The 21,025-nt window shown below is 64.8% G+C and carries 23 protein-coding genes; 3 read left to right on the top strand and 20 right to left on the bottom strand.

Annotation, left to right across the window (positions count from 1 at the left end):
• Positions 1-15 precede the first annotated feature (15 nt).
• The 5 genes from AC6I21_RS04790 to infC all read right to left on the bottom strand — a co-directional run bounded on the left by AC6I21_RS04790 (position 16) and on the right by infC (position 3,990).
• Positions 16-1,008 (bottom strand): cation diffusion facilitator family transporter, encoded by a 993-nt coding sequence (locus tag AC6I21_RS04790; RefSeq protein WP_138174339.1) that lies wholly within the window; start codon positions 1,006-1,008, stop codon positions 16-18.
• 91 nt (positions 1,009-1,099) lie between these two features.
• The gene (locus tag AC6I21_RS04785) at positions 1,100-1,981 is read right to left on the bottom strand and encodes a TrmH family RNA methyltransferase (RefSeq protein ID WP_138174337.1); all 882 of its coding nucleotides are present in this window, start codon (positions 1,979-1,981) and stop codon (positions 1,100-1,102) included.
• Between the two features lie 143 nt (positions 1,982-2,124).
• Complete coding sequence (gene rplT, locus AC6I21_RS04780) at positions 2,125-2,823, bottom strand: 50S ribosomal protein L20, sunset domain variant (RefSeq protein WP_138174335.1); 699 nt, start codon at positions 2,821-2,823, stop codon at positions 2,125-2,127.
• Positions 2,824-2,935: 112 nt separating this feature from the next.
• Positions 2,936-3,130 carry a 50S ribosomal protein L35 gene (rpmI, locus tag AC6I21_RS04775; RefSeq protein ID WP_138174333.1) on the bottom strand — a complete coding sequence of 65 codons (195 nt, stop codon included), beginning with the start codon at positions 3,128-3,130 and terminating at the stop codon, positions 2,936-2,938.
• A 179-nt stretch (positions 3,131-3,309) separates the two neighbouring features.
• Positions 3,310-3,990, bottom strand: coding sequence for a translation initiation factor IF-3 (gene infC / locus AC6I21_RS04770; protein ID WP_138174331.1), 681 nt, complete (start codon positions 3,988-3,990; stop codon positions 3,310-3,312).
• Positions 3,991-4,281: 291 nt separating this feature from the next.
• Here infC and AC6I21_RS04765 point away from each other — a divergent pair, with 291 nt between their 5' ends.
• Complete coding sequence (locus AC6I21_RS04765) at positions 4,282-4,647, top strand: DUF1844 domain-containing protein (RefSeq protein ID WP_138174329.1); 366 nt, start codon at positions 4,282-4,284, stop codon at positions 4,645-4,647.
• Positions 4,648-4,755: 108 nt separating this feature from the next.
• Here the strand turns inward: AC6I21_RS04765 and AC6I21_RS04760 are convergent, their stop codons facing one another.
• From AC6I21_RS04760 to AC6I21_RS04710, 11 genes are all read right to left on the bottom strand, one after another.
• Positions 4,756-6,099, bottom strand: a complete 1,344-nt coding sequence (locus AC6I21_RS04760; RefSeq protein ID WP_425459792.1) for an MFS transporter — start codon at positions 6,097-6,099, stop codon at positions 4,756-4,758.
• Positions 6,100-6,136: 37 nt separating this feature from the next.
• Complete coding sequence (locus AC6I21_RS04755) at positions 6,137-7,021, bottom strand: SseB family protein (RefSeq protein WP_138174327.1); 885 nt, start codon at positions 7,019-7,021, stop codon at positions 6,137-6,139.
• Positions 7,022-7,190: 169 nt separating this feature from the next.
• The gene (locus AC6I21_RS04750; protein WP_138174325.1) at positions 7,191-7,361 is read right to left on the bottom strand and encodes a DUF4236 domain-containing protein; all 171 of its coding nucleotides are present in this window, start codon (positions 7,359-7,361) and stop codon (positions 7,191-7,193) included.
• Between the two features lie 77 nt (positions 7,362-7,438).
• Positions 7,439-8,164 carry an HNH endonuclease family protein gene (locus AC6I21_RS04745; RefSeq protein ID WP_246049778.1) on the bottom strand — a complete coding sequence of 242 codons (726 nt, stop codon included), beginning with the start codon at positions 8,162-8,164 and terminating at the stop codon, positions 7,439-7,441.
• Between the two features lie 107 nt (positions 8,165-8,271).
• The gene (locus tag AC6I21_RS04740; RefSeq protein WP_246049777.1) at positions 8,272-9,210 is read right to left on the bottom strand and encodes an excalibur calcium-binding domain-containing protein; all 939 of its coding nucleotides are present in this window, start codon (positions 9,208-9,210) and stop codon (positions 8,272-8,274) included.
• A gap of 475 nt (positions 9,211-9,685) precedes the next feature.
• Complete coding sequence (gene priA, locus AC6I21_RS04735) at positions 9,686-10,426, bottom strand: bifunctional 1-(5-phosphoribosyl)-5-((5-phosphoribosylamino)methylideneamino)imidazole-4-carboxamide isomerase/phosphoribosylanthranilate isomerase PriA (RefSeq protein WP_138174323.1); 741 nt, start codon at positions 10,424-10,426, stop codon at positions 9,686-9,688.
• 33 nt (positions 10,427-10,459) lie between these two features.
• Positions 10,460-10,609, bottom strand: coding sequence for a CG2302 family histidine operon protein (locus AC6I21_RS04730; protein WP_171021122.1), 150 nt, complete (start codon positions 10,607-10,609; stop codon positions 10,460-10,462).
• Between the two features lie 2 nt (positions 10,610-10,611).
• Positions 10,612-11,247, bottom strand: a complete 636-nt coding sequence (gene hisH, locus AC6I21_RS04725) for an imidazole glycerol phosphate synthase subunit HisH (RefSeq protein ID WP_138174321.1) — start codon at positions 11,245-11,247, stop codon at positions 10,612-10,614.
• Positions 11,248-11,868, bottom strand: a complete 621-nt coding sequence (gene hisB / locus AC6I21_RS04720; RefSeq protein ID WP_138174319.1) for an imidazoleglycerol-phosphate dehydratase HisB — start codon at positions 11,866-11,868, stop codon at positions 11,248-11,250.
• A gap of 12 nt (positions 11,869-11,880) precedes the next feature.
• Positions 11,881-13,005 carry a histidinol-phosphate transaminase gene (locus tag AC6I21_RS04715; RefSeq protein WP_138174317.1) on the bottom strand — a complete coding sequence of 375 codons (1,125 nt, stop codon included), beginning with the start codon at positions 13,003-13,005 and terminating at the stop codon, positions 11,881-11,883.
• Between the two features lie 73 nt (positions 13,006-13,078).
• Positions 13,079-13,435: a LysM peptidoglycan-binding domain-containing protein gene (locus AC6I21_RS04710; protein ID WP_175419327.1), complete on the bottom strand. Its 357-nt coding sequence runs from the start codon at positions 13,433-13,435 to the stop codon at positions 13,079-13,081.
• 260 nt (positions 13,436-13,695) lie between these two features.
• Between AC6I21_RS04710 and lexA the strand changes: the two genes are divergently transcribed.
• A complete protein-coding gene (lexA, locus tag AC6I21_RS04705) occupies positions 13,696-14,415 on the top strand; it encodes a transcriptional repressor LexA (protein ID WP_138174313.1) in 720 nt (239 codons plus the stop codon).
• A gap of 126 nt (positions 14,416-14,541) precedes the next feature.
• Here lexA and AC6I21_RS04700 read toward each other — a convergent pair whose 3' ends face one another.
• Positions 14,542-15,015 carry an NUDIX domain-containing protein gene (locus AC6I21_RS04700; RefSeq protein WP_138925919.1) on the bottom strand — a complete coding sequence of 158 codons (474 nt, stop codon included), beginning with the start codon at positions 15,013-15,015 and terminating at the stop codon, positions 14,542-14,544.
• Positions 15,012-16,085, bottom strand: coding sequence for a glycoside hydrolase family 76 protein (locus AC6I21_RS04695; RefSeq protein ID WP_138925918.1), 1,074 nt, complete (start codon positions 16,083-16,085; stop codon positions 15,012-15,014). The genes AC6I21_RS04700 and AC6I21_RS04695 overlap by 4 nt, the downstream gene beginning before the upstream one ends.
• Before the next feature lie 141 nt (positions 16,086-16,226).
• On the opposite strand from AC6I21_RS04695, the gene AC6I21_RS04690 reads away from it, so the two are divergent.
• On the top strand, positions 16,227-17,210 hold the full coding sequence (locus AC6I21_RS04690; protein WP_138925917.1) for an NADPH:quinone reductase: 984 nt from the start codon (positions 16,227-16,229) through the stop codon (positions 17,208-17,210).
• Between the two features lie 25 nt (positions 17,211-17,235).
• Here the strand turns inward: AC6I21_RS04690 and AC6I21_RS04685 are convergent, their stop codons facing one another.
• Positions 17,236-19,227 carry an ATP-dependent DNA helicase gene (locus AC6I21_RS04685; RefSeq protein ID WP_138174305.1) on the bottom strand — a complete coding sequence of 664 codons (1,992 nt, stop codon included), beginning with the start codon at positions 19,225-19,227 and terminating at the stop codon, positions 17,236-17,238.
• Positions 19,220-20,788, bottom strand: coding sequence for a GTPase HflX (gene hflX / locus AC6I21_RS04680; RefSeq protein ID WP_138174303.1), 1,569 nt, complete (start codon positions 20,786-20,788; stop codon positions 19,220-19,222). Before hflX ends, AC6I21_RS04685 begins: the two co-directional genes overlap by 8 nt.
• Between the last annotated feature and the right edge of the window lie 237 nt (positions 20,789-21,025).

The following is a 21,025-nucleotide window of genomic DNA, read 5'->3' as shown; positions in this document are numbered from 1 at the left end:
TCTCGTGTGCTTCACTCAGGCGGTGCCGGGCTGGCCGGGGGTGGGCCCGGGCTGCTCCGGGCTCTGCAGCCCGGCGCTTTCCGGGTCCGCCGGCAGCGCGCGCCGCTTGATGTCCGGTTCGATGTAGATCAGGCTGCGCAGCGGCACCGCGGCGCGGATGTCCTTTTCCAGCCTATCGATGTGATCGGCGATCTGCGCGCCGGTGGCGTCCGGGGCCACCACGATCTTCAGTGCGATCAGCAGCTCCTCGGGGCCCACGTGCATGGTGCGCAGGTGCACCAGTTCGGTGTCCGCGTTGGCCACGGCACCGCGGATGGCCTGCACGTGCGCCTTGCTGGCCGACTCGCCCAGCAGCAGCGAGCGGGTCTCCACGGCCAGGATCACCGCGATCACCACCAGCAGCACGCCAATGGCGGCGGTGCCCGCGGCGTCAAAGCGCCCGTCCCCGGTCAGGATGGTCAGCCCCACCCCGAGCAGGGCGAAGGTCAGGCCCAGCAGTGCCGCGGTGTCCTCCAGCAGCACCACCGGCAGTTCGGGGTTCTTGGTGCTGCGCACGAAGCTGAGCAGCCCGCGCCGCCCGCGGGCCCGGGCGCTTTGCTTGATCGCGGTGCGCAGCGAGAGCCCCTCGGCGATGATCGCGAACACGATCACGGCCAGCGGCACCCACCACCACGGCCCGGTGATGCCGTGCGGGTCGTGGAACTTCTCATACGCCTCGTAGAGGGCGAACAGCCCGCCGGCGCTGAACAGGATGATGGCGACCAGGAACGCGGACACAAAGCGCTCTCCCCCGTACCCGAAGGGGTGCTCGGTGTCGGCCTTGCGCTTGGAGCGGCGCCGCCCGATGAGCAGCACCAGCTGGTTGCCGGTGTCGGCCACCGAGTGGATGGCCTCGGCCAGCATCGAGGAGGATGAGCTGAGCAGCCAGGCCACGAACTTGGCGATGGCGATCGCCAGGTTGGCGCTGAGCGCCGCGATGATCGACTTCGTGCTTTCTTCACTCGCCATTGGCGTCCCTTTCGGCCGTGTACACCTTGTGCGGGCACCGGTGCGGTGAGCAAAAGCTGGTGCCCTGCCTCGGACTATGTCAGCAACCGGGTCAGGGGCGCAACGCCCTTGCCGAAGCGTACAGGCAGACGGTGGCGGCGGTGCCCACGTTCAGGGATTCGGCCACCCCGTACAGCGGCACGGCGATCCTGTGGTGGGCGGCCTGCTTTTCGGTCTCGTCCAGCCCCTGGCCTTCGTTGCCGAACAGCCAGGCGGTGGGCACGTCCAGGGCCGGCTGCCCGGCCGCCGGTTCCCCGCCCTGCCCGGCGCGGCGCAGCACCGCCTGGTCCTGCAGGGTGTCCAGGTCGTGTTCGGCGTAGCCGTCGGCGGCCAGCAGCTGGATGCCGTGCAGGGTGGCGGTGGAGGTCAGTTCCGCGAAGTCCACGTTGCCGATCACCGGCAGGTGGAAGAGCGAGCCGACGGTGGAGCGCACCGTCTTGGGGTTGTAGATGTCCACGCTGCCCTTGGTGAACAGCACCGCGTCCGCCCCGGCCGCGTCGGCCGCGCGCAGGATGGTGCCGGCGTTGCCCGGGTCCTGCACCCGGCAGAGCACCGCGATCAGCCGCGGTGCGGAGTCAAACAGTTCCCGCAGGTCCGGTTCGTTGCGCCGGGCGACGGCGATGATGCCCTGCGGGGTGATGGTGTCGGCCATGGCCGCGAGCACCTGTTCGGTGACGGTGCGGGCCGGGATCTGGGCGTCCTGCAGCAGTTCGCTGAATTCGGAGGAGGAGCCCAGGAAGTGTTCGGTGGCGTACACCGAGACCAGCACCTGACCGGTGGCGGCGTGCGCCTTCAGCGCCTCGCGCACGGCCTGCGGGCCTTCGACCAGGTAGTGTCCGCTGGCTTTGCGTCCGGCGCGGGTGGCCAGCCGGGCGACGGCTTTGACCTTGTCGGCCCGCAGGTTGGACATCACCGGTTCTTCATAGCTGGTCATGATTCGAGAATACCGGCAAATACGGTGCCGGGCAGAACACCAGCGGGTGCAGACCATGGTTATGGTCTGCACCCGCTGGTGTGTTTCCTCACCCGCATCCGGCGCCTGGCACCGGTGCCGGGTGGTGAAGGATGAGTAAGGCTTTACTTCATCTGCTGACGAGCTTCGCCACCGGCGGGCTCGTAGCCTGCGGCCTTGGCGGACTCGATCGAGTTGAACCAGTACTCGGCAGTGGTCTGCTCGTACCAGGTCGAACCCGGCACGTGGTACTTGTTCGAGCCGGAGTTGCCCTTGATGACGAAGCCTTCCGGAGCGTCCTGACCCTCGATGGCCTTGATGCCACCGGCGGCTTCGGCCTTGGAGGCCGAGGTGTGGGCGGAAGCAGCGGCAGGAGCCTTCTCAGCCTTCGGGGCGGCAGCCTTGGCGGCGGCGGCCTGCGGGGCCTTGGCGGCTACTGCCTCAGGCGCTTTTGGGGCGTTGACGTCAGCCGGCAGGGCACCCTTTGCTACCTGGACCAGCGCGGCGAAGGCGTTGGCGTCGGAGACGGCCAGCTCGGCCAGCATGCGGCGGTCAACCTCGACCTCGGCGGCCTTCAGGCCCTGGATCAGGCGGTTGTAGGTCATGCCGTTGGCGCGGGCAGCGGCGTTGATGCGCTGGATCCACAAGCGGCGGAAGTCGCCCTTGCGCTTGCGGCGGTCGTTGTAGCTGTATACGAACGAGTGGAGCAGCTGCTCCTTGGCCTTGCGGTAAAGGCGCGAACGCTGACCGCGGTAACCCTTGGCGCGTTCCATTACGACGCGACGCTTCTTATGGGCGTTGACTGCCCGCTTCACACGTGCCACGTGTGTACTCCTTCAAATCTTGTTCCCGCTGGCGAAGGTCCTTCTCCGGCGGTGAAAACTAGTGGTTGGTTGGGGTAAGGCTTCCCCGAGTAATGCTTGCGAAGGGGAAGGCCTAGAGGCCCAGCATCCGCTTGATGGTCTTCACATCGGCCTTGGCAACGAGCTGGTCAGAGGCCAGGCGACGGGTGATGCGGGAAGACTTGTGCTCCAGGTAGTGGCGGCGGTTGGCCTGCTGACGCGCCAGCTTTCCGCTGCCGGTCACCTTGAAGCGCTTCTTGGCGCCACTATGAGTCTTGAACTTCGGCATAGCTGCCGTTCTCCTTACGTGCTCCGATCGGATCCGTGCCGGACCCGTCGGGGATCATCCGAAGCGGGCCCCTCAAAGCGAGACGACCGCTGTTGTTCTTTTCTAGTGCGGCCCTTCCGCGGAGGAAGGACCGTTCGCCCTGAAGGCGGCGGGTTCCGGGGGAACCCGGAGGGCTCGGCTTACGCCTCGCCCTCGGCCTGGGCCCGTGCCTGCTCCAGCTTGGCGCGAGCCTCGTCGTCCATGGAGGAGGCCACGTTCTGCCCCGAGGTTTCCTGCGGAGCGTCGGTGGCGACGCGGCGCTTGGAACCACGACCGCCGGACTTCTGCTGCTGTTCGCGACGGGCCTCGGCCTTGTTCTTCAGCGGACCGACCACCATGACCATGTTGCGGCCATCGATGCGCGGGTTGGACTCAACGGCTCCAACTTCCGCAACGTCCTCTGCAAACTTCTCCAGCAGGCGGATGCCCATCTCCGGGCGCTGCTGCTCACGTCCACGGAACTGGATCATGGCCTTGACCTTGTCACCGGCGCCCAGGAAGCGCAGGGCGTGGCCGACCTTGGTTTCGTAGTCGTGCTTGTCGATCTTCAGGCGGAAGCGGACTTCCTTCAGGACCGTGTTGGTCTGGTTCTTGCGGGCCTCGCGTGCCTTGACGGCGGCTTCGTACTTGTACTTGCCGAAGTCCATCAACTTGCACACTGGAGGCTTGGCGTTGGGGGCCACCTCGACCAGGTCGAGATCGGATTCGTGAGCCAGGCGCAGGGCGTCCTCGATGCGGACAATTCCCACCTGTTCACCATTTGGGCCAACGAGGCGTACCTCAGGTACGCGAATGCGCTCGTTAATGCGTGGATCGCTGATGTGTAACTCCTGTTAGTCGTAAGTAGTGCTGCCCAGCAACGAAAAAGGCCTCCGCTGCTGATGCAGGCGAAGGCCACAAAGTCGACTACAGCACCAAGGGTTCTGCTGAACCCTGCTGCCTTGGAATCCCCGTGAGGGATTCCCGCCGAAGTACCCGGACGCCTGCACGGCGACAGCGGGTGGGAGATGGCCTCCACTTGCATGTCTCGATCATGATCCCTTGGTCACATAACCTGTTTCAGGCCAGAACCAAGTAACCCAATCGAGTCGGTCTGTGACAAGCTTAGCAGTATGAGTACCGAAGATTCCAATTCAATGCAGCAGGCCGTCGATCAGCAGGTCCGCGATATCGCCGAGGTTCCTGCCGTTGAAATCATCACCACCGCCGCGGTGCACCTGATGAGCGCCGCCGCCGTGAAGTGCGGCCTGGCCGAAGGCAAGGACGCCGCCGAGCTGAAGGACCTGGACGAGGCCCGCAAGCTGATCACCGCACTGGCAGGCCTAGTCACCGCCGGGGCGCCGGAGATCGGCTCGCAGCACGCCGCTCCCCTGCGCGATGGTCTGCGCAGCCTGCAGCTGGCCTTCCGGGAAGCTTCGATCATCCCGGATGCGCCGGGCAAGGGCCCGGGCGAGAAGTTCACCGGCCCGGTCAGCTAGTCCCTGAGCGGGGCACCGGCAGCCGAGGCTGCGATTAAAATTACATGATGCAACCGGGGGCGCGGCAGGATTTTCCTGCCGCGCCCCCGGTTTCTCTTCGGCCGTGCACTACCGCACCTGGACCAGCTTGCGCCGGGCCTTGCGGCGGATGCGGCGGCGGATCTGCTGGGCGATCAGTGCGGCGAGCACCACCACCATGGCGATCACCCCGACGGCGGCGAACGCGGCGGCCGGACCGGCCAGGTCCACCACGGCGCCGGTGACGGGGGATCCCAGCGCGGTACCGGCGGTCATCGCCGAACCGTACCAGCCCATCGCTTCCCCACGACGGTGCTCGGCCACCAGATCGGTGAGCCATTCCGAGGCCGCGGACAAGGTCGGGGCAACCAGCAGGCCGGGCAGCGCGGAGAGCAGCGCAAGGGACCAGGTGTCGGTGGCAAAGTACATCGGGATGGTGAGCACCGCCATGCCCAGCAGCAGCACGAGCGGGGAGATCCGGCGTTCGATCATGCCGTAGACCAGCCCGCCGATCAGGGAGGCGCCGCACCAGAAGAGGAACACGATGCCCAGGTCCCCCGGGTTGCCCTGCTGCTCCAGCTCGGCCACGATGCTCACCTCGGTGCCGGTCAGCAGTGCGCCGGCACCGCCCGAGGCGATGAACACGGCCAGCACCGAGGCGCTCATCCAGGTGAAGCTGGTCTTGACCTTGCGCCCGCGCTCGCGCAGCCGGGCCCGGGCGGACTTGCGTCCGGCGGCGATCAGCTCGCCTTCCACCTCGTGCACACCGGCGGGGGCGGCGGCCACGAAGCTGGCTTCGGCCCCCAGCCGCTCCTCGTGCACGTTGGCCTTCTTGGCCTTCGCCTTGGGATCCTCGCTGCGGGTGGGAGGGTTCAGCAGGAACAGCCCCACCCCGCCCAGCGAACCGAGGATGCCCACCGCGGTCAGCCCGAGCGTGGTGTCCAGCTGCGTGGCGATGATGCCGGCGGAGGCCGGGCCGACGATGAACACCAGCTCGGTGGCCATCGCATCCAGGGCGAAGGAGGAGCGTCGTTGCTCGCCGGTGGTCATTACGCCCAGCGCGGTGCGCACCACGGAGAAGACCGGCAGGGCGAACAGCCCGCCCAGGAACGCCAGCGGATAGATCCACACCAGCGGCACATGCGGCACCGTGCTCCACACCGCCACTTCGATGATGATCGAGGGAATCAGCGCCCGGCGCAGGCCCCACTGGTCTACCTGGTGCCCGCGCCACGGGGCACCCACGGCGATGCCCACGGTCATCAGGGCCACCACGATTCCGGCCGAGGCCCAGTCCTGGCCCAGGTTCAGAACCAGGTGCAGCAACAGCAGCATGCTCAGCGCCGAGTGTGGAAGTCGTGCGATCATTCCGATCACCAGCAGGCCGCCGATCGCCGGTTGGCGAAGGATCTGCCAGTAACGTTTCATGCTCAAGCTGTTGCCCTCCTAAAGGTTCATATTTGCTCGGTTCTTAACTTGGTGCGCTCAGCAGGCTGATTTCCAGGGAGTCCACCGCTTCGGCGAACTGCGGGTTGTTCGCCAGCGTCCCGTGGACCCGATTGGTGACCTCGCGGGCACGCTGTTCACTTGTGCCCGGGGCAAAGACAAACTGCAGCAGCAGCTCCGGCCCGGAGCCGCCGCCGGCCACCGGCTTGCCGCCCTTGTCCCGCGATCCGACGCCGTGTCCGGGCCCGACGCGCACCTGCCGCAGTTCGTCATGGCCCTCGGTCGCCTGGCCGATGAGTGCGCCCAGCTGTTCGTCAAGGTAGCTGGGGGTCCACTGCACCTGCTTGGCCAGGGTCCACACCCCGGGGCGGCGCAGCACAAAGGTGTAGTCGCTGCCCGGATCCAGCACTAGCAGGTCCGCTTCCTCGCTGACCGCGGACAGAGCCGCGCGCGGGGCGTAGACCGCTACCGGGCGGGCTTCGGGATGCCAGGCCTGCAGGCGTTCCACGGTGGTGAACACCGGAAGGGCCATCCGGCCATCTGGCGCCTTGATCTTCACCAGCGCCATGTCCGCTTCCTTGTCGGAGGCGAACCCATGCTCGGTCATCGCCTCTTCCCCCAGCTGGGCCACGATGGCGACAAACACCCGGGCGTCGGCCAGTGCCCGGTGCACCGCGGCCTCATCGCCGGTGCCGGCGCGCAGCTGGTCCAGGGCCTCGACGACCTGTGCGTTGGCTAGGCCGTCGTCCTTGTCGAAGTTGTGCAGCGGGTTGCCGTCCCCGCTCAGGTCGCGTCCTTCCCAGCTTTGGCCGGCCGAATCGGACTTGCTGCCGGCCTGCGCCAGGGCCGCGGCGATGTGGCCGGGCAGGTGGCGTTTGGGCTCGGGCAGGGAGGAGGAAGTGGAGCTCATGTACCCATGCTATAAGCTCGCGCAAGTGCGCCGGACCGCTTGTGACCTCGGTTAAACGTGATGTGGGCCGGGCGCGGTGTCTTCCACCGGGCCCAGCCCACTCAACACACGTACTTTAGCTGCTGCTCTCATCTCCTATTCCGGGTTGCTGCTCTAAAGCAACCCGCGCTTAGAACAACTTCTTACGGAACGAAAGGCCCTTCCCCAACCGAATGTTTACTGTTCCCCGAGAAGAGATCGAGACCGGGCCAGCCTTCTTAGAAACTGATGCCCCGGATTTCGAGATGTTTAAGGTCGTCGACTTGCCTAGTTTCTTGCGCTTGCGAAAGGTAAACCCCACCGTGGCACTCCTTTAGTTAATACAGCTAGTCAGAACGAATACAGCAGGCATGTACACCTGCTGATGTGCCGGGACCTTCAGTTACAGTGACTCTGCAGGACACGGGCACTAGCGTTGTGCTCGGCTTTTGTCATCCAGAGGTCGTATTTATATTTGACCTCGACCTGCCGCGTCACGTACTCGCACCAGAAGCCCCTATTCGGTGGCAACCACGAGGCGGCATCCCTGTCACCCTTAGACGCGTTGGTCGGCCCGTCGACCGCAAGCAGGTTTAGCGGATCATTGGCGAATTCATAACGAGACTGCGACGACAGCTTCTGCGCCCCCTTTTGCCAAGCATCCGAAAGCGCGACCACATGGTCGATCTGCACTGCGTTACTCGTTCCCTGTCCCCGTTGGAACTCGATTAGCGCACCGGTATACGGATCTTCAAGCGTCGCAGTCAAAACCACGCAGTTAGCTGTGCCCGTTTTGTAGGTGTGCACCGTAAGATCGCGGGCGAGCATGTCATTCCTCGCATCGCAACCGTTATGATCCGGATCGCCCCAACCGTTTCCGAACAAACTCCGGTCATATCCGGTTTTGGGTGCCCGCCCCTTGATTGCGATCTGTCCCAGCATCGCGGTTGCATCCGAAGTTTTGGAAGTCGTCTGCTGGGATTGATTGCTCGGGGCAGTTTCTTCGCTCTGCTCAACAACCTCATCTTCGGTCAAAGATTGAGCTGTTGGAGCCGGTTCCTCTGTGACGATCGTAATCGGCAACGCTTCCTTGCGGATGGTAATCTCCGCCGGAGGCTCGGACAATTTCGAAGGATTCTCGGCTGACGACACTTTTCCCGCCGGAATGCTCGATGGGGCGGCACAGCCCCCGAGCAGTCCGATGCAGAGGCCGAGCCCGAGTAGTCTTATCTCTACTCGCACCCGACTCCGTCACCGTCACGATCCAGATGTTTGCCATAGCCCGGTTCGCCCCTATAAACGGGCGCTGCGCCAGCATTACGTGCTTCAGTGCAGTTTTTGAAGTAACGGCTAGTATTAGGAGCTGGTTTCGGTGCCGCAGGTTTCGGTGTACTTGCGGGCTTTCGCACCTTTTTCTTCTCGGCTTCTTGCTTCGCCTTCTTCTGGGCTGCAGCTTTTTCAGCAGCGGCCTTTTCCTGGGCCGCCTTCGCGGCGGCAGCTTTTTCTTTCTTGGCCTTTTCTAGTGCAGCTTTTTCCTGTTCAGCCTTCTCTTCGGCGGCTTTCTTCGCCTCGGCCGCCTTCTTGGCCTCAGCCTCTGCTGCCTTCTTGACCTTAGCCTCGTCTGCCGCCTTCTTTTCAGCAAGAAGCAACTTCTCGTGCTCATTAGCGGTTACCCAGACAAGCGCTCCGTTCGCGTCCTTGTCACAGTACAGTTGCTCGTGGCCTTGTTCCATCACTAAGTCGTCGCCGTCGCAAAGGTCCCCTACATAGTCATCCAGCACTGGGGCCGGTGTCGGAGTGGAGGACTCGGTTGCAACTGCAGGTTCCGGGCTTGCAGAATCATTCTGCTGAACGGCGGGCGCTGCATTGGGTTCGGGTGCTGGCACCGGATTCTGAATACCGATAATGCCCGCGGCGACGATAACCAACCCCGCGAGAATACCGGTGCCCTTGGCAGCCATTTTGCGATTCGACCGAGCAACCCAGGGAATGCGGCCGACAAAGATCGCAATCGCGCCGAGCACCACTCCTAACAAGGCAAGGAGCAGGACCACTTCCGGCAGGAATATCAGAAGTAGCAGCAACCCTAAAAGGACCAGCGCTAGCAAAAGTTTTCGATTAGTTTTCGTCATTTTTGGGCTCGGTGGAGTCCCCGGAAAATTGGTGCTCATGATGTCCCCCCCAGACAGTGAAAGATACAACAATAGTCTTGGATGAGTTCGCGTTTAAAGCAAATTTGTTTAGCTAAAAAATTGTGACATTTTGATAACAAAAGAAGCCGGGGGTCTTCAGCAGTTCAAGGTTCCACCTCAGCCGTCGGCTCACCTAATGCCACGTCATCGTGAGAAGTAAACCAGTACGACGGGCGGCGTTGTTAGTGAGTGAGCAAAGGCTCCAGACAGCCGTGAGAAAGGCCCGGAGATTATGTTTGGATTGACGCGTTAGACCCGCGGGGGGGCTCCCGGACACGGTCCGTCAAATTGAATCTCTGATCCCGCACGCGAACCTGTCAGCGCAGCAGTGATCACCCCGACCACGGCTGGATGGAGTCGCTCGACAGTCGTCTTTCAACGGCGTATGGGTCCCGCGAACACTTTCCGTGTTCACGAGACCCATAATTCAACTAATCAGTTGCACCCGACTTAGCTAAGCCCGTCCGGCCGCGACTTCCAGGGCGTCCTGCAGGGTGAAGCGACCGGCGTACAGCGCCTTGCCCATGATGGCGCCTTCGACGCCCTCGGGAACCAGTTCGCGCAGCGCGCGCAGGTCATCCAGGGAGGAGATGCCGCCGGAGGCCACGATCGGCTTGTCGGTCTTGGCGCACATTTCCAGCAGCAGTTTCACGTTCGGGCCGCGCAGGGTGCCGTCCTTGGTGACGTCGGTGACCACGTAGCGCGGGCAGCCGGCGTCCTCCAGCCGGGCGAGCACCTCCCACAGGTCCCCGCCTTCCTTGGTCCAGCCGCGACCGGCCAGGGTGGTGCCGCGCACGTCCAGGCCGACGGCGATCTTGTCGCCAAAGCGCTCAATGGCCTTGGCGGTCCATTCGGGGTTCTCCAGGGCGGCGGTGCCCAGGTTCACTCGGGTGGCGCCGAATTCCAGGGCCCGCTCCAGTGAGGCGTCATCGCGGATGCCGCCGGAGAGCTCCACCTTGATCTGCAGTTCCTGGGCGATGCGCTGGACAATGTCGGTGTTGTGTCCGCGGTCAAAGGCGGCGTCCAGGTCCACCAGATGCAGCCATTCGGCGCCGTCGTTCTGCCAGGCCAATGCGGCTTCCAGCGGATCGCCGTAGCCGGTCTCGGAGCCGGCTTCGCCCTGGACCAGGCGTACGGCCTGCCCGTTGGCGATGTCGACGGCGGGAAGCAGTTCCAGGTGTGTTTGCTCGCTCATTGTTTCCTTTGTGTTCTGCGGTGGCGTAGGGCGCTACAGGGTCAGGACCCACCCGGCAATGACTGCCATGGCGGCCAGCGCCCAGCAGGCGATGATCCAGGAGATGTGGGCTTTCTGGCTTTTCAGGGAGATCGCTCCCCCGGCCAGGAAGGCTCCGACTCCCAACAAGACAACGGTCCACATGTTTAGAGGGTCTCCAACCAGTTGCGCAGCAGGCGGTTGCCCGCCGTGCCGGATTTCTCGGGGTGGAACTGGACCGCGGAGAGCGGTCCGTTTTCCACGGCGGCGACGAACGGGGTGCCGTGGGTGCTCCAGGTGACCTTGGGGGCGCTCATCGCCGGCTGGGTGATGTCAAACTCCCAGTGGCGCACGCCGTAGGAGTGCACGAAGTAGAACCGCTCCTGTTCGATCCCCTCGAACAATCGGCTGCCCTCGGAAACCTGGACGGTGTTCCAGCCCATGTGTGGGATCACTTCGGCTTCCAGGCGCTCCACGACGCCGGGCCATTCGCCCAGTCCCTGGCTGCGCACCCCGTGTTCCACGCCCTCATCGAAGAAGACCTGGTGGCCAACGCAGATGCCCAGCACCGGTCGGCCGCCGGCAACCCGGCGTCCGATCCAGCGCGGCGCGTCAATGGCCTTGAGCTGTTGCATCACCGAGGCGTAGGCCCCCACCCCGGGGACCACCAGGCCATCGGCTTCCAGGATCGCGGTGGAGTTGGCGGTCAACTCCACGTTGGCTCCGGCCGCCTCCAGGGCGCGTACCGCAGAGCGGACATTGCCGGACCCGTAGTCCAGGACGACTACGTTTTTACTTCCCACCTACAGCGCACCCTTCGTGGACGGGATTTGGTCCCCCATGCGGGGGTCGGTTTCCACCGCTTCGCGCAGCGCCCGTGCCAGGGCCTTGAACTGCGCTTCAACGATGTGGTGTGGGTCGCGCCCGGAGAGTACCTCGATGTGGGCGCAGATCTGGGCGTGGAAGGTCAGCGACTCGAAGACGTGGCGCGTCATCGACCCGGTGAAGTGCCCTCCGATCAGGTGGTATTCCTGGCCGGCCGGCTCCCCGCCGTGCACCAGGTAGGGCCGCCCGGAGATGTCCACGACGGCGCGGGCCAGGGCCTCGTCCAACGGCGCGTAGGCGGTGCCGAACCGGCGGATGCCGGCCTTGTTGCCCAGGGCGGTGCGCAGCACCTCGCCAATGGTGATGGCGGTGTCCTCCACGGTGTGGTGCACGTCGATGTGGGTGTCGCCGGTGGCGCGCACGGTCAGGTCGATCAGCGAGTGCTTGGACAGTGCGGTGAGCATGTGGTCGAAGAACGGCACGGAGGTGCTGATCTCGGACTTGCCGGTGCCGTCCAGGTCAAGTTCGACGAACACGGACGATTCGCTGGTCACGCGTTCCATGCGGGCTTTGCGGCCGCCCAGGGATTCGGCAGACATCTTCTTCCTTCGCTAGCTTCTGGCAGTTTGCTGGTGCGCCGGTTCGAGCAGCTCGCTGAGCCGGTCGAGGAAGGCGGTGGTTTCCGCCTCGGTGCCGGCGGTGACGCGCAGGGTGCCAGGGATCCCGTTGTTACGCACAATGATCCCTGCCTCGAGCAGGCCCTGCCAAATCGCTTCCGGATCCTGCAGCCCGCCGAAGAACACGAAGTTCGAATCGCTGACCGAGGGCTGCAGGCCCAGTTCGGTCAACCGGGTGACGATCCGGTCACGCTGGGTCTTGATCTGTTCGACCTCGGCCAGCAGCGCGTCCACGTTTTTCAGTGCCGCGATCGCGGTGGCCTGGGTGACCGCCGAGAGGTGGTAGGGCAGACGCACCAACCGGATGGCGTCACTGACTTCAGGGGCCGCGGCCAGATAGCCAAGGCGTGCCCCGGCCAGCGCAAACGCCTTGGACATGGTCCGGGTGACGATCAGGCGCTGGCGGCCGGGCAGCAGGCCCAGCGCGGACTTGGTTCCGGCCAACGCGAACTCGGCGTAGGCCTCATCGACGATCACGATCGCGTTGTTCTCGCTGGCCGCCTCGTAGACGGCTTGGATGACATCCAGCCCCAGGGCGGTACCCGTGGGGTTGTTGGGTGAGCAGAGGATCACGATGTTCGGGCGGTGTTCGCGCACCTGGCTGGCCGCCGATTCGGCGCTGAGCGTGAAGTCCGCGGCACGGGTTCCGGCGATGAAGGCGGTGTCGGTGCCGCTGGCCAGCAGCGGGTACATGGAGTACGTGGGTACGAAGCTCATGACGCTGCGTCCCGGTCCACCGAAGGCCTGGAGGATTTGCTGCAGGATTTCGTTCGAGCCGTTCGCCGCCCAGATGTTCTCGGCACGCAGTTCATGCCCCAGGTAGTCGGCGAGCAGTTCACGCAGTTCGGTGAATTCGCGGTCCGGGTAGCGGTTGAGGGTGGTGGCGGCCTTGGCCACTTCTTGTGCAATTGCCTCGACCACGGCCGGCGGCAGTGGATGGGTGTTTTCGTTGACGTTCAACTGGATGGGCACGTCGATTTGCGGCGCGCCGTAGGGAGAGAGCCCGCGGAGATTCTCACGCAAGGGCAGTTGACTTAACAGTTCACTGCGGTCTTTCACACGGTAATTCTAAGCTGGGGCGGCCGCTGGCAGTGAATCAGTGACGCTCCAGGCGGTAACAATGAACCGCGGGCTACTGCTGGTCCAGGACCGGAATCTGCAGGGTTTGTCCGGCCTGCAGCACGCCGCCATGCAGCGAGTTCATTTCGCCGATGTAGCGAATGGCATCTTCCTGGTTGTAGCCTTGCGCGTATTCGCTGGCCAAGTCCCACAGGGTGTCCCCGGGAATGACGGTCACCTCCACCGTTTCAACGCCTGCTGGCTCCTGGTCGGAGGCCATTACGGAGTTGGAGAACGTGGTCAGCAGGAAAGTTGCCGCCAGGGCCAGCAGGAAGACCGGAACCCCGATCAACACAACCCAGCCGCGTCGGGTCAGGCGGATTCGCATGCGTGTGGTGCTTTGATCTTTATCCAGTGCCGTAGTGGCCATGGCCGATCTCCTCTCAGGACGAGCGTGATGCGAGTTTCTAATGTTCGAACATCTCATTCGAAGATATGTTCGGATCTAGTACATCTTTTCTAACAGAGCTCGGCGACACTTGTCTAGATAGTTCGAACAAATCTTTGAAAGAGGCTTCGAAATCCACTAGGATTTCGAAGTAAATCGAGCATGAGGACATCACAACAGTCAGCACCGACAGTTTGACCGCTCGGCCATGACTCGCAATCGTTAGGGAAGGCAGAAATTACATGTCAGCATCACAACGCACTCCGCGTGCCAATGCTCGGTCGCTGACCATCCGCCAGAAGAAGATCCTGGAAACCATCCAGCGGGCCATCGGGAACAACGGCTACCCGCCCTCGATGCGTGAGATTGGCGACTCGGTCGGGTTGGCCAGCCTCTCCTCGGTAACCCACCAGTTGGGTCAGCTGGAGAAGCTCGGCTATATCCGGCGGGACCCGCGCCGCCCCCGCGCCATGGAAATTCTGCTTCCGCTGCAGCTGAACGACGAGTCTGAATCCGCTTCCAAGGAACCGGCCGCCCAGCCGGAGCCGGCCGATGAGACCAAGGTCATTGAGCTGAGCACCTCGGCGGACACCACGATGGTGCCACTGGTTGGACGTATTGCCGCCGGTGGTCCGATCCTAGCTGAGCAGAGCGTCGAGGATGTCTTCTCCCTGCCGCGTCAGCTCGTGGGCCACGGTGAGCTGTTCATGTTGCGGGTTTCGGGCGACTCCATGGTGGATGCCGCCATTTGCGACGGCGACTGGGTGGTGGTGCGCCGTCAGCAGACCGCCGACAACGGCGACATTGTTGCCGCCCTGCTGGATGAGGAAGCCACCGTCAAGACCTTCCGCCAGCGTGATGGCCACACCTGGCTGCTTCCGCAGAACTCGCGCTACGAACCGATCCTGGGCGACAGCGCCACCATCATGGGCCGCGTTGTTTCGGTGATGCGTTCGCTCTAGCCTTCCTGCCACCTTCGGCACAGTCCCGGTGTTTCGCGTTACCAAACGCGGCACACCGGGATTTTGTTTTGGCTCTGCTCGACGCTCCCACCCAAGCCGGGAATCAATTCATCCGGAAAACGTCCGCTAGGGGACGAGGCAGGTGAAGGCCGGCAGTGGCAGGCGCAGTTGTTCAAGGACCACCTTTTCGTGGGGCACCACGGGGATTGGCAGGTCATCGAGCCCGAACCAGCGAAGATCCACGGCCTTGTCCGGCTCCTGGATCTCGGGTGTGCCCTGCCAGGTGCGGCATTCGAAAAAGAAGTCGACGCGGCCGGGCTGATCCTTGACCGCAGCCGGGCGCTGCAGCACCGTCAGGGGGTGAAGATGTTCTTGGCAGACCAGTACACCCAGCTCCTCGCCAGCTTCTCGAATGGCTGCCGCTACTGCGTTTTCCCCATTCTCCAGATGCCCGGCGGCGGCAGCGCCCCAGTACCCGTCCAGGAAACCAGTGCCTCGCCGCTGTTGCAGCAGCACGGCGTCGGCTTGGCGAAAGATCACGTAACTCACTGCGATGAGTCCGCTGCGTGCCGGAGGCAAGTCCTGCGGTGGAAGGCTCATGAGGTCCTTCGTTTCAGGTCGGTGCTCTGCGTGACGACCGCTGCGGCCGAGAGGATGCTCCAGCGCTGCACGGCTTCCGAGAGCTGAGCCGTCTGCTTGTCCAGGACGGTGGCGGCGGTATCGGAAACGAGCCGCGCGGCGGTTTGCCGCGCCTGCTGCGGCAGTCGGTGATCCGTAGCGGCCAGCGCCAGGTAGCGGCAGAGGATTCCGGTGAATAGGCTCCCATCCCCGCCCTGTTCCAGGCGCAGCCCCTGCTGTGGAACGGTGAGCCCACGGTCCACCGCGTCGATGAGGTCGGCGGCCTGGCGCAGGTACCGTTCGTCCCCGAGCTCCAGCCAGGCCCCAAGGATTGGGCCCTGGTTGTAGGTGTAGATCTGTCCTTCGAGCCGATGCCCGGCGTTAACCAGATAGATCCCATCCAGGTAGAGGCCCAGGGTGGGGTCGAAGAGCTTCTCTCGCATCCAGTCGACCAGCGCGCCAGCGGTTTTCCGGTCCCCGATGCGGGCGAAGTGTAGGGCCGCGGGGCCGTTGACCGGCACGTTCTTGAACGCGCGTTTGCGTGACCAGTACAGGCCGCCGCCAAGCACCGAATCCTGACCGCTGCGCAGTTGGCGGGTCAGCGAGTCCACCGCCGACTGGGCAAGTTTTGCCGGTTGCTGGTGCAGTTCCAGGCACAGCGCGTTCAGCCGGTGGCTGGAGAGCGCCAGCCAGGCCATGTCATCAAAGAAATAGTTCGGGAACACCCCGAAGTTGCGGATCTTGATCCCGCGCAGCAGCCGCAGCCCGCGGCGCACCTCGGCCTTGGCTGCCTCGGGTGCGCCGGCCCGCGCATAGTGACACCCCATGTCCACGATCGCGTCCAGGTAGTGGGCCTGCCACCAGTAGTGCCATTCAGACCATGGGGCGTCCCCTCGGATCCGGCGCCCACGGGCTGCCGGCGCCTTAGGGGTGGGAACCGGTGCCCGCAACGCTCCGATCCAGGTGCCGGGCAGCCCCATGAGCCGGTGCCCGAAACGGTCGTTGACATCACGGGCAGCGTTGTCGGCCAGCGCGGTCCAGCTGTGGGTCATGCACTGCTCCTCTACCTGACAGGGGTCGGCGGGCAACCACCGGGTGCGGCGGTGTTCTGTGACGAGTCTACGTTTCCCGCCCAGCGCGCGCATTGGCCGCCGTACTTGGCTTGGCGCCGGCCGCGGGAGCATGCTGGAGACATGATGCATGCGGCGGTTATCGATGTTCCCGGTCCGGCTGAAGCCATTGCGGTGCGTGAGGTTCCGATTCCCACACCCAAACCGGACGAGGTGTTGGTGCGCGCCGAGTTCTCCTGCGTGAACCATGTGGACACCTTTGTGCGTTCCGGCGCGTACGCCACCGAGCTTCCCTCCCCGTTCATCCTCGGTCGGGATGTGGCCGGCACGGTCGAGGCCGTGGGCGAGTCGGTCACCGGGTTCAGCGTCGGGGACCGGGTCTGGTCAAACTCGTTGGGGTATGACAGGCGGCAGGGGTCCTTTGCCGAATTCTGCGTGGTGCCGGCCGCACGGCTTTTCACGCTCCCGCAGAACGTGGCGGATTTGCGCGGCGTGGTGGCGCTGTCCCATGCCATGACCACCGCGTGGCTGGGGCTGGGGCGCAGCGCACCGCTGGCCGCCGGGCAGTCGGTGTTCATTGGTGGGGCGGCCGGTGCCGTGGGCAGTGCAGCCGTGCAGTTTGCCTGCGCCCGGGGCGCCCGGGTGATTGCCAGCGCCGCCCCGGCGGATCATTCCTGGGTCAGGGATTTGGGGGCTGACACCGTGCTGGACTATGCCCGGCCCGACCTCATCGAAGCGGTGGCCTCCCATGTGCCCGAAGGTGCCGCGATCTGGTGGGACACGTCGGGTCACCAGCAGCTGGCCCAGCTTATCCCGGCGCTGGCCAACCGGGGCACCGTGTTGATTTCCGCGGGCCTGCAGGCCGAGGCCAGCATTCCGGTCGGTGCGCTCTACACCCGGGATGTGAGCGTGAAGGGTTTCGCCGTCTCGAACGCGAGAGCCGAGGAACTTTCTGCGGCGGCCGCCGCGCTGAATGAGTTGCTGGCCACGAGGGAGCTGAAGTACCGGGTGGATCGCGAATTGCCCTTGGAGCAGGCTGGCGAAGCCCACCGGCTGGTGGAGGCCGGTGGGCTTCATGGAAAGGTTCTGGTGCGCCTGCGCGGCTGACCCGGGCGGGGGCGGCCGGCCCCGGCTACTTGTTCGGGTTCAGCCGTTTGAGCACCCCGAGGATGACCTTCTTGTCCGGAGTGGGCCACATCGGCGGCAGCGAGCTCTTCAGGTAGCCGCCGTAGCGTGCAGTGGCCATCCGGGAATCCAGCACCGCCACCACGCCCTTGTCGTTGATCGACCGGATCAGGCGTCCGGCCCCCTGGGCCAGGCGCACCGCAGCGTGGGCGGCGGAGACCTGCATGAATCCGTTGCCGCCGTGGCGGGCGATGTCCTGGGTGCGGGCCTTGGAGATCGGGTCATCGGGGCGCGGGAACGGGATCTTGTCGATGATCACCAGCCGGCAGGCGTCCCCCGGCACGTCCACCCCCTGCCACAGGGTCATGGTGCCGAACAGGCACGCATCCCGGTCGGCGCTGAAGTCGGCGACCAGGGATTTCATGCTCGCCTCCCCCTGGCACAGGATCGGCACGTCCAGCTTCGGGCGCAGGATCGCCGCCGCCTCCTCGGCCGAGCGCTTCGAGGTGAACAGCACCAGCGCCCCTCCCCCGGAGGCCTCGATCAGATCCTCGATCTCATCCAGGGTTTCGGCGCTGAGCTGCCGCCCGGGCTTGGGCAGGTGCTTGGCCACGTACAGGATCCCCTGCTTGGGGTAGTTGAACGGACTGCCCACGTCCACGCCCTGCCAGGAGGGGGCGCCCTCCCCCATCAGGCCCAGCGCCCCGGCGACGGAGTCGAACTGGGCGCCGATGGCCAGGGTGGCGCTGGTGAGCACGACCGTGCGCCCGTCAAACAGGCCCTCGCGCAATTTGCCGGCCACCGACAGCGGCGCCACGTTCAGGGTGGCGGGGGTGGATTCATCGGCCTCCACATAGCCACGGCCCTCAACGAACTCACGCGGCCGTGACGTCCAAATCACCTCGCGGCGTTCCTCGTGCTCCAGCATCCGCAGCGAGTCATCGAGCACCGCCTGCATCTGCGAGCGGGCCGTCTGCCGGCCACCGTCCACCGGATCCCCGGCTTCGGGCTTGGTCAGGGACAGGATGACCCGGGCCTGTTCGGCGATGTCGTTCAGTGCAATCCCGCTGGCCTCGTCCAGGCCGCGTTCCAGCAGGCCAGTGGCCTGCCCGGACAGCGCCTTGTCCAGCCGGTTGGCGGCGTTGACCATTTCATCGACGTTGACCGCGCAGTGGCGCTTCATCGACCCGGCGGCGGTGAGCACGGTGCGCGGAGACAACGCGCTGGCCACCGAGGAAGTGACCCGGTCCTGCAGTTCGTGGGCCTCATCGATGATCGCCACATCGAAGTCCGGCAGCACCGAGAGCCCCTCGAACGCGGACACCGCCAGCAATGCGTGGTTGGTGATCACCACGTCGGCCTCGGCGGCCCGGGCCCGGGCCATCTCGGAGAAGCATTCATCGGCCATCGGGCACTTTTGGGAGCCCAGGCATTCCATGGCGGAAACCGAGACCTGGCGCCAGGCCTTGTCCGAGACCCCGGGCACCAGTTCGTCCCGGTCCCCGGTCTCGGTTTCCTCGGCCCACTCGCGCAGCTTCATGACCTCGGTTGCCAGCGGGGAGAAGACCTGGCCGGCGGCCGGGGCCTCGTCCATGGCGAACAGCGTGCCCTCGTCATCCGGGTACCCGCCGCCGAGCTTGTACTGGCACAGGTAGTTGGCCCGGCCCTTGAGCAGGGAGACGTCCATGGGACGCGAAAGCTTGCCCTTCAGGGCGTTAAGCAGGCGTGGGACATCGCGGCCCACAATCTGGGACTGCAGCGCCAGGGTGGCGGTGGAGACGATCACCGGCTTGGCCGAGGTCTGGGCGTAGGCCAGGGCCGGAATCAGGTACCCCATCGACTTGCCCGTACCGGTGCCGGCCTGCACCAGCAGGTGCTCGTCCTCCTCCAGGGCGCGCACCACCTGGCGCACCATTTCCTGCTGCCCGGTGCGGCTTTGGCCGCCCATGGAGGACACGGCGGTCTCCAACAGGTCCAACGCCTGCTTCTGCTTATCCATGAATGTTGTACTGCTCCAACTCCGCAGCCAGCGACTTGCGGACCTTGACGATCATGCGGGTGCCCGATTCCTGGTGCTCGCTGTCCAGGATCTCGGCTTCGGCCTGGTGCAGCTTGGCCACCAGGTCCCCGCGCTCATACGGGATGAGCACTTCAAGCTGGATGTCCGGCCGCGGGATCGAGGAGCTGATCTTGGCAAGCAGCTCGTCGATGCCCTGCCCGGTGTAGGCCGAGACCACCACCGAGTTTGATTCGCGGTTGCGCACCCGTTCGATGACGTACGGGTCGGCCACGTCGGCCTTGTTCAGCACGATGATCTCCGGGATGTGCATGGCCTCCACCTCGGTGAGCACCTTGCGCACCGCGGCGATCTGGCCTTCGGGATCCGGGTGGGAGGCATCCACCACGTGCAGGATCAGATCCGAGTCGGCGATCTCCTCCAGCGTGGAGCGGAACGCCTCCACCAGCTGGGTGGGCAGGTTGGAGACAAAACCAACCGTGTCCGCCAGTGTGTAGGTCAACCCGTCCTCGGTGGCCGCCTGGCGCACGGTGGGATCCAGGGTGGCGAACAATGCGTTCTCCACCAGCACCCCGGCGTTGGTCAGCCGGTTGAGCAGCGAGGACTTGCCGGCGTTGGTGTACCCGGCGATCGCCACGGAGGGGACCTCGTTGCGCCTGCGGTTGGCGCGCTTGGCCTCGCGGGCCGGCTTCATGCCCTTGATCTCGCGGCGCAGCTTGGCCATCCGGTCGCGAATGCGCCGGCGGTCCATTTCGATCTTGGTTTCACCAGGACCGCGCGAACCGATGCCGCCGCCGGCGGCGCCAACCCGGCCACCGGCCTGGCGGGACATCGACTCGCCCCAACCGCGCAGGCGCGGCAGCAGGTACTCCAGCTGTGCCAGTTCCACCTGGGCCTTGCCCTCGCGGGACTTGGCGTGTTGGGCGAAGATGTCCAGGATCAGTGCGGTGCGGTCAATGACCTTGACCTTAACGATGTCCTCCAGCGCACGGCGCTGGGAGGGCGCGATCTCCGCGTCCACGATCACGGTATCCGCCCCGGTGTCGGCGACGATGCCGCGCAGCTCCTCGGCCTTGCCCGATCCCAGGTAGGTATTCGGGTCGACCTTCAGGCGACGCTGCACGACCCCGTCCAGGACTTCCGAACCGGCGGTTTCGGCCAGCGCGGCCAGTTCGCGCAGCGAGTTCTCGGCCTCCTGGGCGGTCCCTTCGGACCAGACCCCGGCCAGCACCACGCGTTCCAGGCGCAGCTGGCGATTTTCAACTTCGGTGACGTCTTCGAGTTCGGTGGACAACCCGGCTACGCGGCGCAGCGCGCGACGATCGGCCAGATCTTCCTGGAAGCCGTCGTATTCGGTGTGCTCCTGGACGAAACTGTCCAGGGCGGTGGCGCGGTTGGCGAAGATGTCCTCTTCGTCCTCGGCGGCGAACCGGTGCGTGGTCGGCGTCTGCTGCTTGTCGGCAGCCAGGATCCGGTCGATGGCGGCCTGGATCTGCTCGTCATCCATCGGCGAGTTGTTCTCGTTGGACTCGGTATTGGTCATGTTCCCCTTTGAAGTGCTGTACATTCCAGAATAGTGCTCGCTGCCCCCGGTTGGCGATTGGCCACGGGGACGTTCGATGTGATTCGACATGGTTGTCTTCCTTGCGCTGTTCGCTGCTGATTAATGATTCGAATCGGCAACACGCTGGAACAAGGGAAATTAAGATCCCTGGCAAACACTTCACCTTGAGAGCTGGGCAAGGAAGGGAAGCAGTCCAAAGAGAAAAACCCTGATGTC

This window comes from Glutamicibacter sp. St.4D3 (assembly GCF_059728615.1).
The sequence above is the reverse complement of the archived record's forward strand: the minus strand, read 5'-3'. Positions and strand labels throughout refer to the sequence as shown.

Bases quoted from the DNA above. Each gene is read 5' to 3' on its own strand.
- AC6I21_RS04695 (WP_138925918.1), bottom strand. From the start codon at position 16,085: ATGACCCACAGCTGGACCGCGCTGGCCGACAACGCTGCCCGTGATGTC.
- AC6I21_RS04690 (WP_138925917.1), top strand. From the start codon at position 16,227: ATGATGCATGCGGCGGTTATCGATGTTCCCGGTCCGGCTGAAGCCATT.
- AC6I21_RS04730 (WP_171021122.1), bottom strand. From the start codon at position 10,609: ATGTGGACCGTTGTCTTGTTGGGAGTCGGAGCCTTCCTGGCCGGGGGA.
- AC6I21_RS04740 (WP_246049777.1), bottom strand. From the start codon at position 9,210: ATGAGCACCAATTTTCCGGGGACTCCACCGAGCCCAAAAATGACGAAA.
- rpmI (WP_138174333.1), bottom strand. From the start codon at position 3,130: ATGCCGAAGTTCAAGACTCATAGTGGCGCCAAGAAGCGCTTCAAGGTG.
- AC6I21_RS04765 (WP_138174329.1), top strand. From the start codon at position 4,282: ATGAGTACCGAAGATTCCAATTCAATGCAGCAGGCCGTCGATCAGCAG.
- AC6I21_RS04685 (WP_138174305.1), bottom strand. From the start codon at position 19,227: ATGGATAAGCAGAAGCAGGCGTTGGACCTGTTGGAGACCGCCGTGTCC.
- priA (WP_138174323.1), bottom strand. From the start codon at position 10,426: ATGAGCGAGCAAACACACCTGGAACTGCTTCCCGCCGTCGACATCGCC.
- hisB (WP_138174319.1), bottom strand. From the start codon at position 11,868: ATGTCTGCCGAATCCCTGGGCGGCCGCAAAGCCCGCATGGAACGCGTG.
- hflX (WP_138174303.1), bottom strand. From the start codon at position 20,788: ATGACCAATACCGAGTCCAACGAGAACAACTCGCCGATGGATGACGAG.
- AC6I21_RS04710 (WP_175419327.1), bottom strand. From the start codon at position 13,435: ATGGCCACTACGGCACTGGATAAAGATCAAAGCACCACACGCATGCGA.
- lexA (WP_138174313.1), top strand. From the start codon at position 13,696: ATGTCAGCATCACAACGCACTCCGCGTGCCAATGCTCGGTCGCTGACC.
- AC6I21_RS04755 (WP_138174327.1), bottom strand. From the start codon at position 7,021: ATGAGCTCCACTTCCTCCTCCCTGCCCGAGCCCAAACGCCACCTGCCC.
- AC6I21_RS04790 (WP_138174339.1), bottom strand. From the start codon at position 1,008: ATGGCGAGTGAAGAAAGCACGAAGTCGATCATCGCGGCGCTCAGCGCC.
- AC6I21_RS04785 (WP_138174337.1), bottom strand. From the start codon at position 1,981: ATGACCAGCTATGAAGAACCGGTGATGTCCAACCTGCGGGCCGACAAG.
- AC6I21_RS04700 (WP_138925919.1), bottom strand. From the start codon at position 15,015: ATGAGCCTTCCACCGCAGGACTTGCCTCCGGCACGCAGCGGACTCATC.